We start from the raw sequence: 16,887 nt of genomic DNA, 5'->3' as shown, positions 1-16,887 counted from the left end.
CACACCCGAGTACCCGCTAGGTGCTATTTAGCGAATGGTAGCATACATATCCCGCCGTTCCTTTATTTTTGATTATATCCTATACACAACACTACTTTTTGGATTCCACCCTTATGAAAAAAAACTACTTCCTGTTGCTGGGCGCGCTGTGCCTTTCTATTGCCGCAACCTACTCCCAGGCACTTTACATCAACGAAATAATGGCCACCAATAGCCGTACGCTGGCCGATGCCACGGGTGGCTACGAAGATTGGATCGAGCTCTACAATCCCGGCCCTACTCCGGTTAATATTGCCAATTTCTACCTTACTGACAGCAAAAATAACCCTACCAGGCATCGAATTATGCCAGGTACCTCCTCTACGGTGGTTCCTGCTCAGGGCTTTCTGCTAATCTGGGCCAGTGGAGTGGAAAGCCGGGGGAATCTTCATCTGCCTTTCCGGCTCTCGGCCGACGGGGAGTACCTGGCTCTTTACGCCGACGACGGCACTACCCTCATCGACAGCCTTTCGTTTGGTCCTCAGCGCACGGATGTTTCCTGGGGCAGAAAGCCCAACGGAACCGCCGATTGGTTTTACTTTAAACCCGCTACTCCCAACGCCAGCAACAATGCATCGACGGGCTATACGGCTTTGCTGGATCCGCCTACGTTTTCGCATCAGGCTGGTTTTTATACGAGTGACTTATCGCTTAGCCTACAGGCCCCGGCCCCCGGCGCTACGATCCTGTACACCCTGGACGGCTCCGATCCTGACCCCGCCAACCTGGCCGGTACTACCTTTATTTATAAAAATCAGTACCCCCGCGACCCCGGCCAAGGCGTAGGCCCCAACTTACTCGAGACCCTCCAGACCTACGCTTATACTAATCCCATTACCCTCACCAACCGCGCCAATCAGCCCAACAAGGTATCGGTGAAGTCATCTACCTTTGACTATACGCCCTACTATTTCCCTTCCGCTCTGATCAATAAAGCTACCGTGGTGAGGGCCATTGCGTACCAGGAGGGTACCTTGCCCAGTGCTATCATAACCAATACGTATTTCATTAATCCTGCGGGCAGGCCGCGCTACAGCCTGCCGGTTATTAGCCTCTCTACCTCCGAAAAAAAACTTTTTGATTACAATACCGGTATCTATACCGCGGGTAAAGACTTCGTAGATTGGCGCAATGCGTTTCCCAACGAATCCGTCGGGAAGCAGTCGGGCGGAAACTACTGGCGCGAAAGCGACTACAGGTACCCCATGCACTTTGAGTTTTTTGAACCTACCTCCGAGCCCACCAGCGCCCGGGCGCATCGGCAGGATATGGGTTTTCAGATCCACGGGGGTTTCAGCCGCACCAATCCGCGCAAATCCATCCGGCTGTACGCCGATAGTGATTTTGGCGACAACGAATTGGCCTACCCCATTTTCCCCCGTCTTCCTTATACGTCCTACAAACGGCTTATTCTGCGCGACGGCGGTACCGACTGGGCCAAAGCGCTTTTTCGGGACGCCTTTGCTCAGGATTTAGTTCGGTCCCTGAGATTTGACATTCAGGACAATCGCCCCAGCATTGTATTCCTGAACGGAGAGTACTGGGGCATCCATAACATCCGCGATCGGCACGACCGGTTTTACCTCGAAAGGGTATACGGCGTGAGCCGCGACAGTGTCGATATGCTGGTTTTGGATCGGGAAGTAGAAGAAGGGAGTAGCGCCAAGTACACCGAACTGATCAACTACGTGAATGCCAACAACCCGCTCAATGCCGGCAACTACGCCCACGTCCAAACGCTCATGGATACTGATAATTTTGTGGACTATACCGTAGCGGAGATCTTTTCGGGCAATAGCGACTGGCCTTTTAATAACATTCGGTACTGGCGAAAACAAACAACCGGGTATCTTCCCAATGCTCCCTACGGCCACGATGGGCGCTGGCGCTGGATGATGTATGACGTGGACTACTCCTTCGGTTTCGGAATATTTAATAAAGCCAGTTACAATACGCTGGAGTACGCCACGGCCTCCAACGAGACGCTCCCTCCTCCCTGGTCAACGCTGCTTTTGAGGCGTTTATTAGCGAACGAGACGTTCAGAAATAGCTTCATCACGCGCTTTGCCGACCTGCTCAATACCATTTTTCAGGCCAGCCACACCTCGGCCCTACTCACTACCTACCAGCAGGCTTTCCAGCCGGAGATGAACGAACACGTGGCCCGGTGGAACAATAACCCTTCCCTGACCGACTGGAATAACGAACTTACTGAGATGTTCACTTTTTCGCAGCAGCGTCCCGCCCACATGCGTAACCACCTCCGGGCCAAATTTGGGCTTTCTTCGGATCGAAACCTGACCATCCAGATTTCTAACGCCGCCCACGGTCACGTACGGGTAAATACCATTGATCTTCTCCCCACGACCCCCGGCGTAAGCGCTACCCCCTACCCCTGGACGGGCGTGTACTTTCAGCAGGTACCCGTCGTGTTACGTGCCCGGGCGGTCCAGGGTTACCGGTTTGCGCGCTGGCAGGAAGGGGCTAATACGGTGTCTACGGATACGGTATACTCCGTTACGCTAGCCGCCAGCCGTACGTTACAGGCCGTTTTTGAAGTAGATCCCAATTTCTCGCCCATTCCCGCACCCTACACTTTTTCGGATTGTGCCTACGAATTCAGTGGCTGGCCCGCCGATACTACCGCGGGTGTATTTCCCACGCACATGGCTTTCGTCTACATGAATCAGCCAGACCCTCCCCTGACCGCCGAAATAGAAGGCTTTACCAGTGGCGTTTATAATTTTGAAACCCGCAGTAGAATTAACGGCCTGGGGGAAGATGGGATAGCTTTCATCAATACCACCAGTGATACGCCGTCAAATTTTAACGATGGGTACCCCATGGGTAGAATGGGCGGTGCCTTGCTGGGCCTCAATACCCTTGGGCAAAACGCAGCCTACGTGAGCTGGACCGGCGGGACGGTACTTCCCAATAACCGGGAGTACGCCATCCGGCTTCAGTACCGGGTCGGAGACAGCGGGCCTTTCCTGGATTTGCTCGACGAGCAGGGGCAGGTCGTGGAGTACGTGCGAAATCCTACCGCTGGCCATAGTCAGCGCTTTGGCCCCACGGCCCTACCGGCTAACGCCCTAAATCAACCCTACGTACAGCTCCTTTGGCGCTACTACCTACGTACGCCCGGCTCCAGCAACCGGGCTCAGTTGCGCCTGGACGACATCGTGGTGAGCCGGGGTACCTGCGAAAGCCTGGCCTCCGGCGATTGGAATAGTACAAGTACCTGGTCGTGCGGTCGCGTACCGACGCTTTGTGACGAGGTAGTACTACGGCCCGGACACATTGTGACGCTCACTACCCCCGAAAACTACGCCAAAACCCTTCATATTGAGGAGGATTCGCAGCTGGTTTACTTAGAAAACAACACCTTACAGCTTGGTTATTGAAGCCACACTTTGCACGGCTCCACCTTAAACGCCAACGCCCCGGAATCTGCATTCCGGGGCGTTAACCTTTATAAAAGGTACTTCTATTTCAGGCCCAGCTCTTCGCCGATGGCTTTTACTTTGTCCTTCAGGCTGGCGTAGACTTCGTCAAAATCTTCGTTGCGTGTTAGCTCGGCGCGTACGCCCACGTAGAATTTGATTTTGGGCTCGGTACCCGACGGGCGGCAGGTAAACTTGGTGCCGTCGGCGGTGAAGAATTGCAGCACGTTGGATTCTTCGATCCCCATTTTTCCGGCTGGGATGTTGAATACCGTACCGTTTCGCAGATCGGTATTGGTCAAATTTTTGTAGTCGTCCATCCGGATCACCTCCGAGCCCGCCAGGGTTTTGGGGGGATTGGCCCGGAAATCGGCCATCATTTGCTGGATCTCCTCCGCGCCGGTCTTGCCTTTCTTGGTGAGGGAAATCAGTCCTTCGTAGTAGAAACCAAACTGCTTGTACACCTCCATGAGCATATCAAACAGGCTCAGGCCTTTGTCCTTGGCGTAGGCCGTCAGCTCCGCGATGAGTCCGCAGGAAGCAATGGCGTCTTTGTCGCGCACGGCGTCGCCGATCAGGTACCCGTAGCTTTCTTCACCTCCACCGATGAACTCCTCCAGCCCTTCCTTCTCCCGGATCACCTGGGCAATGTACTTAAAGCCCGTCAGGGTATTGTAGCACCGCACGTCGAAGGCATCGGCCATGTTGTCGATGAGGTCGGTGGTGACGATGGTTTTGCACACAAACTGCCGACCCGTCAGCTTCCCGGCTTCCTTCCAGGCGTTGAGCAGGTAGTAGATCAACAGGCTCGCGGTTTGATTGCCGTTCAGAAGCTGGATCTCCCCGTGGTGATTTTTGGCGGCAATGCCCACGCGGTCGGCGTCGGGATCGGTCCCCATCACCAGGTCGGCGTCAATTTCTTTGGCCTTTGCCATAGCCATGGCCATGGCTTCGCTTTCTTCCGGATTGGGGTATACCACCGTCGGGAACTGCCCGTTGCCTTGGGGCTCAGCTTGCTCTTCAATGACGGTTACGTTTTGGAAGCCCATACGGTCCAGCAACGAAGGTACCAGCTTCACGCCGGTACCGTGGATGGGCGTAAAGACAATTTTCAGATCCTTCTGCCGCGCAATGGCCTCTTTGGAAATAGATAGTGTCAAAATGTGATTGAGGTACTTGTCGTCTACCTCCTCCCCGATGGGATGGATGCGCGAGGCGTCGCCCTCAAAGCGGACGTCGTCTATGGACGTAATGGCGTTTACTTCGTCAATGATATTCTTGTCGTGCGGGGCCACTACCTGCGAGCCATCCACCCAGTAGGCTTTGTAGCCGTTGTACTCCTTAGGATTGTGGGAGGCCGTGACCACTACTCCACTGTGGCAGCCCAGCAGCCGAATGGCAAACGAGAGCTCCGGCGTAGGGCGTAGCGCGTCAAAGAGGTATACTGTAATGCCGTTGGCCGAGAAAATATGGGCGATCGTGCGAGCAAACTCATCGGACTTGATGCGGCTGTCGTGCGCAATAGCTACCTTGATTTCCTGGTTAGGAAACGCTTTATTGAGGTAGTTGGCCAATCCCTGCGTGGCGGTCCCTACGGTATAGCGATTCATGCGGTTGGAGCCAATGCCAATCAGGCCGCGGAGCCCGCCCGTCCCAAACTCCAGGTCTTTGTAGAAAGCGTCGGTAAGCTCGGTGGTACTTCCTTCGTCCAGCAGGCTCTGGATGGCCGCTTTGGTGTCGGCATCGTAATTACCCTCCAGCCAGGTATTGACTTTATCTTGTACAGTAGGTTCTAGTTGTGCGGCCATAATCTAGTTTACTTGCAGGTTTAGCTTACGTTAAAATGAATACCGGCAAATGTAAAAAAACTGCGCGTTTTTCCCGTTTTATTCTTTTTCCATCATCAGCTGTTTTTCGGGAACGGCCCGCGCCTGGGCGGTTTTCAGGATCAGCTCCGCTACCAGGCCCGTCCAGCCGGTTTGGTGGTTGGCCCCGCAGCCCCGGCCGTTGTCGCCGTGGAAGTACTCGTAGAAAAGAATATGGTCGCGGAAGTGGGGGTCGGTCTGGAGCTTTTCATCCTCCCCATACACCGCTCGCCGCTCTTGTTCATCGCGCCGGAAGATATTGATCAACCGCTCGGCTATGCCCATCGCCGCCTGGTGGATGGTGGTGAGGTTGCCGGAATTGGTGGGGTACTCTACCTCAAACTCATCGCCATAGTAGGTATAAAACTTCATCAGCGAGTCAAAAATGAGGTAGTTGAGCGGAAACCAGATCGGCCCGCGCCAGTTGGAGTTCCCTCCCATGATGTCGGTCAGGGCTTCGGCGGGCGTGTAGTCTACCTGAAGTACCTCGCCGTTGATATAAAATTTGTAGGGGTTGTCCTGATGGTACTTGGAAAGCGCCCTTACGCCGTAGTCCGAGAGGAACTCCTGCTCGTCGAGCATCCGCTTCAGGATCATTTTCATCCGGTGCCCGCGCAGGATCGACAGCAGCCGGTTTTCACCCTTACCCGACTCAAACCAGCGCGAAATCAACCGGGCCAGGTCGGGGCGGTTGGCCAGTACCCATTCCACCCGACGCTTAAAAATAGGTAGTTTATCCACCATTTGCGGGTCCAGGATTTCTACCGCAAACAGCGGGATCAGCCCCACGATGGAACGTACCTTGAGCAGGATACTTTGCCCGTTCGGAATGTGAATGACATCGTGGTAAAACTGGTCGTCTTCGTCCCACAGGCTGATGGAGGAGGCGTTGCCACCGATGGCTTCCATGGCTCCGGCAATGTGCAGGAAGTGCTCGAAAAACTTGGAAGCCATGTCCTGATAGACGGGTTTTTTGAGCGAAATTTCGACGGAGATGCGGAGCATGTTCAGGGTATACATGGCCATCCAGCCGGTGGCGTCGGCCTGCTCGAGCTTTCCCCCAAAAGGCATGGGCGTGGAGCGGTCGAAGACGCCGATGTTATCCAGGCCCAGGAAGCCCCCGCTAAAGATGTTGTTGCCGGTATCATCCTTTTGGTTGACCCACCACGTAAAATTCAGGAGTAGCTTGTGAAATATCTTTTCCAGAAACTCCACATCCCCCACGCCTTCGTTCTGCTCGCGGTCTATTTCGTACACCTTCCAGGTAGCCCAGGCGTGCACGGGCGGGTTTACGTCGGAGAAATTCCACTCGTAGGCGGGTATCTGGCCATTGGGATGCATGTAGTATTCACGCAGCAGGATTTCGAGCTGGCGCTTGGCAAAATCCGCATCGACCCGCGCCAGCGGAATGCAGTGAAAGGCCAGATCCCAGGCCGCAAACCAGGGATACTCCCACTTATCGGGCATCGAAATCAGGTTCGCCGAGTACAGGTGCCGCCAGCCCGAGTTGCGTCCCCATTTGCGCCCGTAAGCGGGCTCGGGCTGCGAAGGGTCCCCTTTCAGCCATTCGTACACGTTGTAGTAGTAAAACTGTTTGTTCCAGAGCATGCCGGCGTAGGCTTGCCGCTGGATGGAACAGAGGTCGGGCTCTTTGACGTCTTTCTGAAGCTCATCATAAAACTCATTGGCCTCGCGAATACGCTTGGCAAACATATCGTCAAAGCCCCCGAAGGGCTCCGAGATGGTGTGGTTCACCAGCCGCAACCGAATCGAAATACTTTCGCCGGCCTTCACCGTACGGGTAAAAAGCCCCGCCGCCTTGGTACCTATGTGGTTGGGGTTGATGGTGGAGGTACTGCACCCGCCGACTACGTAGTCGTTTATGCCGTCTTTGGGGTAGGCGGTGGCATTGGGCGTACCGTAGAGGCGCTTAAAATTGGTCTCGTTTTCGCAGAAGAGCAGCTCATCCGCGTTATCGAGGTACAGGTTGAATTTCCCGTGCTTGCGGTGCGTCACTTCGATGAGCCGGTTGGCAATGCCGTTCATCATGGGTTTGTAGTTGAAGGCCTCGTACCCCCACGACCAGGTATTGCGGAACCAGATCGTTGGCAGAATGGTAATGGGTGCATCCTCGGGGCCGCGGTTGTGCACGGTCACGCGCATCAGCACGTCTTCCTGGTCCGCCTTGGCGTATTCGATGTCGATGTCAAAGTACTCGTCCGCCGCGAAGGTACCCGTATCCATGATCTCGTACTCCGGGTCGTCCTTGCCGCGACGCGCACTTTCCTGCCGGATTTTTTCGTAGGGAAAAGCCTGCTGGGGGTACTTATACAGCATCCGCATGTACGAGTGCGTGGGCGTACTGTCGAGGTAGTAGTACATTTCCTTGACGTCCTCCCCGTGGTTGGACTCCCGGTTGGTCAGGCCAAAAAGCCTTTCCTTCAAGAACTTATCCCGGTGATTCCAAAAAGAGAACGCCATGCAGATGTGCTGCTTGTTGTCCGAGAAACCGCCGATGCCTTCTTCGCCCCAGCGGTAGGCTTTGGAGCGGGCCATTTCGTGCGTGATGTAGTTCCAGGCGTCGCCGTTGTTACTGTAGTCTTCTCGTACGGTACCCCATTGACGTTCAGAAAGATAAGGCCCCCATTTTTTCCAGCCTTTGTTTTCTTTCTGTAAAGTGAGACGTACCTTCTCTGCGCCGTTAGCCATTCTTTTATCAGATTAGAGGAAATTCGTTACTACTACTTTTAACGACCAGGTGTGGGTACTTTACGGAAAGAGAAGCCGTGGGTGGCTTCAAACAAATATACCTATTTCGTTCGGCAAGCGTAAGGGGCACAGGTACTTCTAAAAATTCTTTCCTGCTAGTTATAACCTCCTTTTTTATCAAACGTTTGCCGGACTTAGAACTATCCAATTTTCTACCCGATCGATACTACTCAAATCCGCTACCCAGGCTACTTCCGCCTGCACCGCACCGGCGTAAAAGGTCGTGATGGGAGCGGCCTTCTGCACGGTTTCTTCGATCAAAGCATCCCGCTGGGTTTGCAATTGGGCCAGTACCTCATCTACCGATTCTTTAAACATGAGCTGGTTTGGTAGAATAAAGTAGTTTTCTTCGCCCTGCTTCAGCACCACCACCGGCCGCGCTTTTCCTTCGGCGTTCAGCTGGCTGTACGCCGCCCGCGCCTGGGCGTACTGCTCGTCCGTGGCCGAAAACACAATTCCCACTTTGGGCCAATCCTGCTGGTGGGCGGCGGTGATGTTCTGGTCCAGCTTTTCCAATAAGCTCCGCAGCTCCCAGGTACCTTTGCCGGTGCGAATCCGCTCCCGGATCGACTGCCGGATGAAGTACGTGATCGCGTGCGTGACGCTCAGGCCAATCTCGGCCATTTGCTTAAAAATCAACGAGCTGGGCGACATGCCCGGGATCGTGTTCGGGTCGTGCAGCAGCACGGTGTCGTCGGCCGTCAGGAAACCGTCGATGCGGGCGCAGACATTCATGCCCAGCCGCTGAAACACCGTGGCGATATGCCGCTGGATGTTCCGGTTGTTTTCCAGCGAAGTACCTACCGGAATGCGCTTGCGGGTAGTGCCGGGCCGGTACTTGGCGTTGAAATCAAATACCTCCACTATCTTCACGACCTCCGTCGGCGGCAGGGCCAGGGGCGTGCCGTCGTCAAACTGGATACAGCCGCAGGAGAACTCCTGGCCGTTGACAAACTCTTCCAGAAGTACCTGATCTTCGGCGTTGCTACTGGCGATCAGCGAGGTACCTTGCTGCTGCGCGTCGAGGTACGTGACGAGCTCCTGCGGGTGGTAGAGCGTAGTACCTCCGGCTACCACCGGAAAGCCGATGCCCTCGTCAAGGTTTGTCACGCGCTGCGCCCAGTGGTGCTTTTCTTCTTTGGCGAGCCGGTGCCAGGCTTCGGTAGGTACCTCCAGCTGAAAAAAGCACTGGTTTATGGCCGCCACAAAGTCGTCGTAGGCGTCATTCTTCACAATGGCTACCCCAATGGAAGAGCCCTGATGCGGTGCTTTCACGACCAGCGGTAGGTCCAGGGTTTCTTTGAGTTTGGCAAAAAGTACCCCTCGGTCTTCCTTCTGCCACTGCTGGTGCGTCACCACCGCCATGCGCTTTTGCTGGCCGTTGGCCAGGGCAATCATCTCGTTTTGAAGTACCTTATCAATCCCCACGGCCGAGCCCATCAGCCCCGGCCCGCTGTACGGAATGCGGTACCACTCCAGCAGGCCCTGGATGGCGCCGTCTTCGCAGTCGGGGCCGTGCATGGCCAGCAGTGCAAAGTCAAAGTACCCCTTGAACTCGTCGGGAGTGATCAAAGTACCTACGCTGGCGGGTACCTCTTCCTGGGCCAGCTGCGGCAGCGACTCCACGTAGGTAAGGTACCCCTCGCGCTGGCTGGCGGGAGCGGGATAAAAATCGCGGATGCTGGTCTGGTACATCCATTCTTTGCGCAAAAGAATAAACCGACCGAAACTATCCACAAACACCGGAACGGGCTGAAACAGGGATTTGTCCAGGTGCTCAAAGGCCGTTTTGCCACCCGCGTAGGAGATTTCACGCTCGCGCGAGGGGCCACCAAAAAAAATTCCGATACGCATACATCAGTAGTTAGGAAGGAATGCAAGATAAGGCTAGAAAATGAAAAAAGCACCTGACAACTACCATCCAAAGGTAGTTGCCAGGTGCGTACTGGTATTGTACAAATTTCTCTTAGGCCAATGCTGCAACATTCACGGCCTCGACGCGCTGCACGTGGGGTACCGCTTTTCGAATGGCGTCCTCGAGGCCCGCCCGGAAGGTCATGACGTTCATGGGACAGCTTTGGCAGGAGCCCATCAGCTCCAGCCGTACCACCAGCTCGTCGGTCAGCTCTACCAACTTCACATCTCCGCCGTCCGCTTTTAAGTAGGGCCTCACCGATTCAAGGGCTTGCTCGATGAGTACCTCGGTCTTTTCTCTTTGGTTTGCGTCCATTGTTCGTAATAATATGCGCTAAAATGCAAAATTTCGTTCAAAATATCAAATGATTGCTCCTTTATCCGCCTCAGACGCGCAGCTCCACCACCTTGGTTTTATCGGCCGAAGCGTTCCGAATGGCTACTTGCTGGGCCAGCGCCTGGGCCACACTCTGGAAGGCCTGGGTTACGAGCGGGTCCTGGTTCATCACGGCGGGGCGGCCTTCGTCGCCCGCCTCGCGGATTCCCTGCACCAGCGGAATTTGCCCCAGCATGGGTACTTCGTAGCGGTCGGCCAGGTACTGCCCGCCGCCTTGCCCAAAGATAAAGTACTTGTGGTCGGGTAGTTCGGCGGGAGTAAAGTAGGCCATGTTTTCCACCACACCCAGCACGGGTACGTTGATTTGCGGCTGCCGAAACATCGCCAGCCCCTTTTGGGCGTCGGCCAGGGCTACCTTTTGCGGAGTCGTGACAATCACGGCACCCGTCACGGGTACGGTTTGCACCAGCGTGAGGTGAATATCAGAGGTACCGGGCGGTAGGTCAATGAGCAGGTAGTCGAGCTCGCCCCAGTCGGTGTCGCCAAAAAACTGCCGTAGCGCCTGGCTCGCCATCGGCCCGCGCCACACCACGGCGCTGTCGGGCGGGGTCAGGAAACCGATGGAGATCATCTTGATGCCGTACTGCCGGATGGGGTTGATGAAGTTTTTGCCGTCGCGGACGGTAATGGTAGGCTGCATGTTTTCGGCCCCAAACATGACAGGCATCGACGGACCCGAAATGTCGGCGTCGATGATGCCCACGCTCGCGCCCGAGCGGTGCAGCGCCATGGCCAGGTTGGCCGTTACGGTCGATTTTCCCACGCCGCCTTTGCCCGACGAAATGGCGATGACATTCTTGACGCCCGGAATCAGCGACGCCCCCTGCCGGATGGACGTCACGTTGGCCGTAAGGTTTACTTTTACTTCTACTTCGGGGCTTATGAGCGTATGAATCGCTTCTTCGCAGCTCCTCCGAATCAGCTCCTTGAGCGGACAAGCCGGGGTGGTCAATACCACCGTAAAACTTAGCTGCCCTACCCCAATTTCAATATCCTGAATCATCCCCAGCGTCACCAGGTCTTTCTTCAGATCCGGCTCCTGAACGGTGCTGAGGGCTTTAAGTACTTTTTCTTTATTCAGTGTAAATTCTCCCATGAGTTGGTTGTGAATCAAAAAAATAGATGGGGGGTCGTTAAAGCCTGATCATTATTGGTTAGGGTACCTTGAGAGGTACTTTCTTCAAATAAGGAACTGGTTATTGAAATACTAACACCCTTGCGCACGAATCAGTTTACGACCGGACCGGAAAGTTCGCCAGTTGCTGATTTACTTCCCCGAGCTCGGCTTGCACCTCCACCGTAGCCGGAAGTTGGTGCAGGCGCTGCCGAAGCTGAAGCAGCAGGCTCCGGTAGCTTTCCGTGAAGCCATGCTGGGGCCGGTGCTGCCGCATCTTTTGGATCGCGTCCCACTCTTCCAGCCAGCGCTGGCTGGCCTCGTCCAGGTAGGTTTGGGCAAAGGTACGAAAGATGTAGGCTTCGGCCAGGGGCGTGGGGTGAATCATGTCCGGCTCGTAGTAGCGGTAGTCGCGCAGCTCATCCACCATGATTTCGTAGCTCGGAAAGTACGTGACGTTGGGAAACGTCTGCGACAAGGCGTGGCAGGCTACCCGCAAGATCGACTTGCTCACCTGGTTGAGCGGAATCGTATCGCGCGTGTGCCGGACGGGACTCACCGTCAGCACGATTTTCAGGTCGAGGCGCAGGGCGCGGATGAGCTTCTCCCACATCCGGACGATCTGCTCCACGCTCAGCAGCTCTTTGATAAACTGCGGCTGGGGTACTTTGTGGCAATTGGACACCACCGCCAAGGTACCTTTGTGGCGGTAGGCGTGGGCCGTACCAAAGGTAAGTACCAGTACCTGCGCCCGCGCCAACTGCGCCCGCACCGCCTCCAGCCGTTGGGTCAATAGCTGCTGCAACGCCTCCCGGCTGGGTGCCCAGAGTGAGGAGTGGAAGTCGTGATGCAGGCAAATGCCGTCGGGGGTAGCTAGGTACAAGTGCGGATTCGGGGCGCGGTTTTCGACCACCATCGTGAGTAGGTTGGCCATTGAGTAGGGATTAAAAACCGTCCCGAAGGGATTGGAAAGTACCCTGAATTTATACGCCTCCAGCTGGCTGCCCAACACCTCCGCAAAGCACGAGCCCAGCGTCAGGATTTCGGTGTGATGGTTGATTTTCCAGTCCGAGGGTTTTGGGGCTACCTCGGTACGGAATTGAAATGACTTCATTATATTTAACATAAATTGTGCTTCTAGCTACAAACTACCAAACCGAAATGAAACAATTCGTACTACTAAGTACCCTGGCCGCGCTGATCGTCTTCGTGGCCTGCCGGGAAAAAGACCAGGTACCTCGGGCCACCGAATACGCTTTTGGCGATAAACCCAGCTGGCAGGATGAGTTCGACTACACGGGCAAGCCCGATCCGCAAAAGTGGGGGTATGATGTGGGTGGCGGTGGCTGGGGCAATAACGAGTTACAAAACTACACCGATAAGTTGGAAAATGCCCGCGTTGAGAACGGAATGCTCGTCATCGAAGCCCGCAAGGAGCCCTCAGGTAACCGTGCGTACAGCTCGGCGCGGCTCGTAAGCAAAGGCAAGGGCGACTTTACGTACGGCAAATTGGAGATTAAAGCCAAACTACCCACCGGCCGGGGTACCTGGCCGGCCATCTGGACGCTGGCCAGCCAAAGTACCTACGGGGAGCGTTTCTGGCCCGACAACGGCGAGATCGACATCATGGAGCACGTGGGGTTTGATCAGGATCGGGTACACGGCAATGTACACACCAAGGCGTTCAACCATTCCATCAAAACCAACAAAGGGAATAGTGTGATGGTACCCCTCGCCTCGGCCGACTTCCACGTGTACGGCTGCGAGTGGACGCCCCAGGAAGTACGGATCCTGCTGGACGGCCAGCCGTACTTTACCTTTCCCAAAGCCGCGGGTTACGGCTGGGCGGAGTGGCCCTTTGACAAACCTTTTCATCTGCTGCTCAACATCGCCGTGGGCGGCAACTGGGGCGGACAGAAGGGCGTGGACGACAGCGTTTTCCCCCAAAAAATGGAGATCGACTACGTGCGGGTTTACCCGCTGGTGGAAAAAAAGTAGCTTTGAAATCCCGCCGCGCGGCGCTAACTTGCACGCATGGATCATTTTGTTGTATCGGCCCGGAAGTACCGTCCTATCACCTTCGACTCGGTGGTGGGGCAGTCGCACATTACTACTACCCTCAAAAACGCCATTCGGACCAATCACCTCGCACAGGCGTTTCTGTTTTGCGGTCCGCGGGGGGTTGGTAAAACGACCTGCGCGCGTATTCTGGCCAAAACGATCAACTGCCAAAACCTCAGCGACGACGTGGAGCCCTGCGGCCAGTGCGAGTCGTGCGTGAGTTTTCAGAACAACGCTTCCTTCAACATCCACGAGCTCGACGCCGCCTCCAACAACTCCGTGGAGGACATCCGTAACCTCATCGACCAGGTAAGGTACCCACCCCAAACGGGTAAGTACAAAATCTACATCATCGACGAGGTACACATGCTGTCGCAGGCGGCTTTCAATGCCTTCCTGAAAACGCTCGAAGAGCCGCCCAGCTACGCCATTTTTATCCTGGCTACCACCGAGAAGCACAAAATTCTGCCCACGATCCTGTCGCGTTGCCAGATTTTTGATTTTAACCGCATTCAATCCGTCGACATCGCCGACCACCTGGCGCGTATTGCCGACAAGGAAAATATTAAAGCCGAGCGCGAAGCGCTGGAGCTCATTGGTCAGAAAGCCGACGGCGGACTGCGCGACGCGCTCTCCATGTTTGACCTGAACGTAACCTTCTCGCAGGATAATTTCCTGAGCTACCAGGCCGTGCTCGAAAACCTGCACATCCTCGACTACGACTACTACTTTAAAATAACCGACGCCCTGCTCAACGGCAGCGTGGCGCAGTCGCTGATCCTGTTTGACGAGATCCTGCGCAAGGGATTCGACGGGCACCTATTCGTGGTGGGCCTGCTGGAGCACTTCCGCAACCTGCTGGTGTGTAAAGACCCGGCTACGGTGACGCTGCTACAGGTATCGGAGTCGGCCCGGCAAAAGTACCTGGCGCAGTCGGCCCGGGCGGAGATGAGCTTCCTGCTCTCGGCCCTGAGCGTGGGCAGCCAGTGCGACATCCACTACAAGGCGGCCAAAAATCAGCGCCTGCACGTGGAGCTGTGCCTGATGAAGCTCGCCAACCTACCCCACATACTCAACCTGGGAGAACTAGCGGCCGTTGACGAAACGGCAAAAAAAAAAGTTGATACCAGCCCGCCCCTAACGGCCAGTACCGAGCCCGCCGCCCCGGCCTACGAAAAACCCAACGGGGTACCAGCGCCTACCCCCTCTCCGGTGGCTACCGCCGCGCCCACTCCGCCCCCGCCGGTGGTAGCCGGTACGGCGCAAAGCCGCCTGCGCAGCACCGTGCACCTCACCGCTCCCGTGGCCGCCCAGGTACCTACCGCCCCCACCGAGGAAGCCTCGGCTATTGTACCTACCCTACCCGACCGACCGGCGCTACCGCTTACCCTGCACAACCTGACGGAAGCCTGGCAGGAATTTGCCGCCGAATGCAAGCGCCTCCGCGACTCCACCACCGAAGAGGTGACCCTCAACCGTGAGATTGAGCTGGAAGGTACTTTGATCCGCCTGGCGCTCGACAACGACCTGCAAAAAGAAACCCTGCAGGCATTAAAAGGTACTTTGCTAGGCTTTCTGCGGAAGCGGTTCAACGAGCCGGGCCTGCGCCTCGAAGAGCGGGTGGCCCCGCAGGAAGTGAAGCGTATGCCCTACACGCCCTCGGAAAAATTTAACTACATGGCCGAAAAAAATCCTCACCTGCGCGAATTGCAGCAAGCTTTGGGGCTGGACGTGGATTTTTAGCTTATCTACCACCAGGCGTGGTTTGGGCATGGGGCAGAGGGCATGGGGTACTTTTGCTTGCGATCCCCTAGGTACCGACCGCGGGGCGGTCGCCCGTTTATAGAAAAAGTGCGGCCTCCACGCGGTATCTCTTCGGTTCCGCTGGGAGTCGCACGAAAAGCCAGCAGTTGCAAAATAGCCGTATCGCTAGCCTTGAAAGTACCCCTTTCAAGGTACCTTACATTCGTCAGACGGTTTTCAAAAAGTACTCATGCAAGCGAAGTACCTGCGGGATAAGGGGAAGGGAATCGTCGTTGGTCAGGACGAAATCGGCCAGGGCCAGCCGTTCGGCGTCGGGTAGTTGCTGCGCCATGATGGCCCGGATCTGGGCGTCGTCGCGGTGAGGGTCCCGCTGCCGGATGCGCTGCAGACGCAGCTCGGCGGGAGCCTGCACCACCACCACGAAGTCGAGGGTATTGTGGTGGCCGGCCTTGTTCATCAGAGCCGCTTCCTTCACTACGTAGGGTACTTCGGCCTGGCGCGCCACCCAGGCGGCGTAGTCGGCATGTACCCTGGGATGAATCAGGGCGTTCAAGCTTTTTAGTAGTTCGGCGTTGCCAAAAACCCGCGCGGCTACGTAGGGGCGGTGGTAGCGTCCCTCGGCGGTGTAGGCTTCGGCGCCCAGCAGGGTACTTATGGCTTCGCGCAGCGGGGGATCGTGTTCGGTGAGCCACTTAGCCCGTTCGTCGGCTTCGTAGACGGGTACTTCCAGGCAGGCAAACAGCCTGCACACTAGGCTTTTTCCGGAACCAATTCCTCCCGTGATACCTACCTGTAGAGGACGTGCTGACTTCATAGCGGCGGCGCTTCGGCGGGAATGGGGCGAAGTACCTGAGCCACCTCAAAGCTTACGTACACGTCGGAGTGGCTCAGCTGCACCAAGGGATGCGGCTGGATGGGTATACGCAGGCTTTCGTCGTAGTTATTCTGGATTCGACGGGTAGGAATCCGGATGTAAAGGGTACTTGGGTAGCTATTTACCAACGAGGCGGGGCCTTCCACGGAAATCAGCGAAGGAGAGACGTTGATGAAGCTCGACACCACGTAGCCGTCGCGCATGTCGATACCCAGGCTATCTACCCGCAGGGGAATGATGCGGGATACCTTGCGCTCAAAACCCAGCTCGAAGGTATCGGCCACGACGTAGTTGACCCGCAAATCGGGAAAATGCTCCGCGATTTGGTCCGTCAGCGAAATGGAATTGATCACCGTGGCGCGCAGCGGGTTGTTCACCCGGTACTCCACCGGTGCGGCGTTCCTGCTCAGCCACGACTTCCGCAGTAGCTTCCAGCCTTCGCCGGAGACATTCACCGAAACCGTCTGGGGCAGGGGCTGCACCGGTACGTAGATGGAATCGTTGTAATCGAAGCGGACCGGGTAGTCCAGCCTCATGGAGTAGTTGTCCTTGTTGAGGGCGTTCATCAACCAAAAAAACGCGGCAGCCAGCAGGCATACCACGTAGGTTTTTAGTCTACTCTTACGGGTAGGTTGACTACTCACAAA

11 protein-coding genes are annotated in these 16,887 nt (G+C 56.0%); 3 read left to right on the top strand and 8 right to left on the bottom strand.

Annotated elements, in window-relative coordinates; all coding sequences use genetic code 11:
* Nucleotides 1-113 precede the first annotated feature (113 nt).
* Nucleotides 114-3,443: a CotH kinase family protein gene (locus HNQ92_RS22785; RefSeq protein WP_184177709.1), complete on the top strand. Its 3,330-nt coding sequence runs from the start codon at nt 114-116 to the stop codon at nt 3,441-3,443.
* 83 nt (nt 3,444-3,526) lie between these two features.
* Here HNQ92_RS22785 and HNQ92_RS22780 read toward each other — a convergent pair whose 3' ends face one another.
* From HNQ92_RS22780 to HNQ92_RS22755, 6 genes are all read right to left on the bottom strand, one after another.
* Nucleotides 3,527-5,290, bottom strand: coding sequence for a phospho-sugar mutase (locus tag HNQ92_RS22780; protein WP_184177707.1), 1,764 nt, complete (start codon nt 5,288-5,290; stop codon nt 3,527-3,529).
* Between the two features lie 78 nt (nt 5,291-5,368).
* Nucleotides 5,369-8,056, bottom strand: a complete 2,688-nt coding sequence (locus HNQ92_RS22775) for an MGH1-like glycoside hydrolase domain-containing protein (RefSeq protein ID WP_184177705.1) — start codon at nt 8,054-8,056, stop codon at nt 5,369-5,371.
* A 177-nt stretch (nt 8,057-8,233) separates the two neighbouring features.
* Nucleotides 8,234-9,970: a D-alanine--D-alanine ligase family protein gene (locus tag HNQ92_RS22770; RefSeq protein ID WP_184177703.1), complete on the bottom strand. Its 1,737-nt coding sequence runs from the start codon at nt 9,968-9,970 to the stop codon at nt 8,234-8,236.
* Nucleotides 9,971-10,082: 112 nt separating this feature from the next.
* Entirely contained in the window at nt 10,083-10,346 is a 264-nt protein-coding gene (locus HNQ92_RS22765) for a NifU family protein (protein ID WP_184177701.1), read from the bottom strand.
* Nucleotides 10,347-10,416: 70 nt separating this feature from the next.
* Nucleotides 10,417-11,523: an Mrp/NBP35 family ATP-binding protein gene (locus HNQ92_RS22760; RefSeq protein ID WP_184177699.1), complete on the bottom strand. Its 1,107-nt coding sequence runs from the start codon at nt 11,521-11,523 to the stop codon at nt 10,417-10,419.
* Between the two features lie 136 nt (nt 11,524-11,659).
* Nucleotides 11,660-12,655, bottom strand: coding sequence for a GSCFA domain-containing protein (locus HNQ92_RS22755; RefSeq protein WP_184177697.1), 996 nt, complete (start codon nt 12,653-12,655; stop codon nt 11,660-11,662).
* Nucleotides 12,656-12,702: 47 nt separating this feature from the next.
* Between HNQ92_RS22755 and HNQ92_RS22750 the strand changes: the two genes are divergently transcribed.
* Nucleotides 12,703-13,539 (top strand): glycoside hydrolase family 16 protein, encoded by an 837-nt coding sequence (locus tag HNQ92_RS22750; RefSeq protein ID WP_184177695.1) that lies wholly within the window; start codon nt 12,703-12,705, stop codon nt 13,537-13,539.
* Nucleotides 13,540-13,575: 36 nt separating this feature from the next.
* Nucleotides 13,576-15,345, top strand: a complete 1,770-nt coding sequence (locus HNQ92_RS22745) for a DNA polymerase III subunit gamma/tau (protein ID WP_184177693.1) — start codon at nt 13,576-13,578, stop codon at nt 15,343-15,345.
* Nucleotides 15,346-15,571: 226 nt separating this feature from the next.
* Here the strand turns inward: HNQ92_RS22745 and coaE are convergent, their stop codons facing one another.
* Both coaE and HNQ92_RS22735 read right to left on the bottom strand, forming a co-directional pair.
* On the bottom strand, nt 15,572-16,180 hold the full coding sequence (gene coaE, locus HNQ92_RS22740; protein WP_184177690.1) for a dephospho-CoA kinase: 609 nt from the start codon (nt 16,178-16,180) through the stop codon (nt 15,572-15,574).
* Nucleotides 16,177-16,884 carry a YbbR-like domain-containing protein gene (locus HNQ92_RS22735; protein ID WP_343063036.1) on the bottom strand — a complete coding sequence of 236 codons (708 nt, stop codon included), beginning with the start codon at nt 16,882-16,884 and terminating at the stop codon, nt 16,177-16,179. The genes coaE and HNQ92_RS22735 overlap by 4 nt, the downstream gene beginning before the upstream one ends.
* Nucleotides 16,885-16,887 lie beyond the last annotated feature (3 nt).

The sequence above is a fragment of the Rhabdobacter roseus genome, assembly GCF_014202275.1.
In the GTDB taxonomy this organism is placed as follows: Bacteria; Bacteroidota; Bacteroidia; order Cytophagales; family Spirosomataceae; genus Rhabdobacter; species Rhabdobacter roseus.
This window is presented reverse-complemented; position numbering and strand designations above follow the sequence as displayed.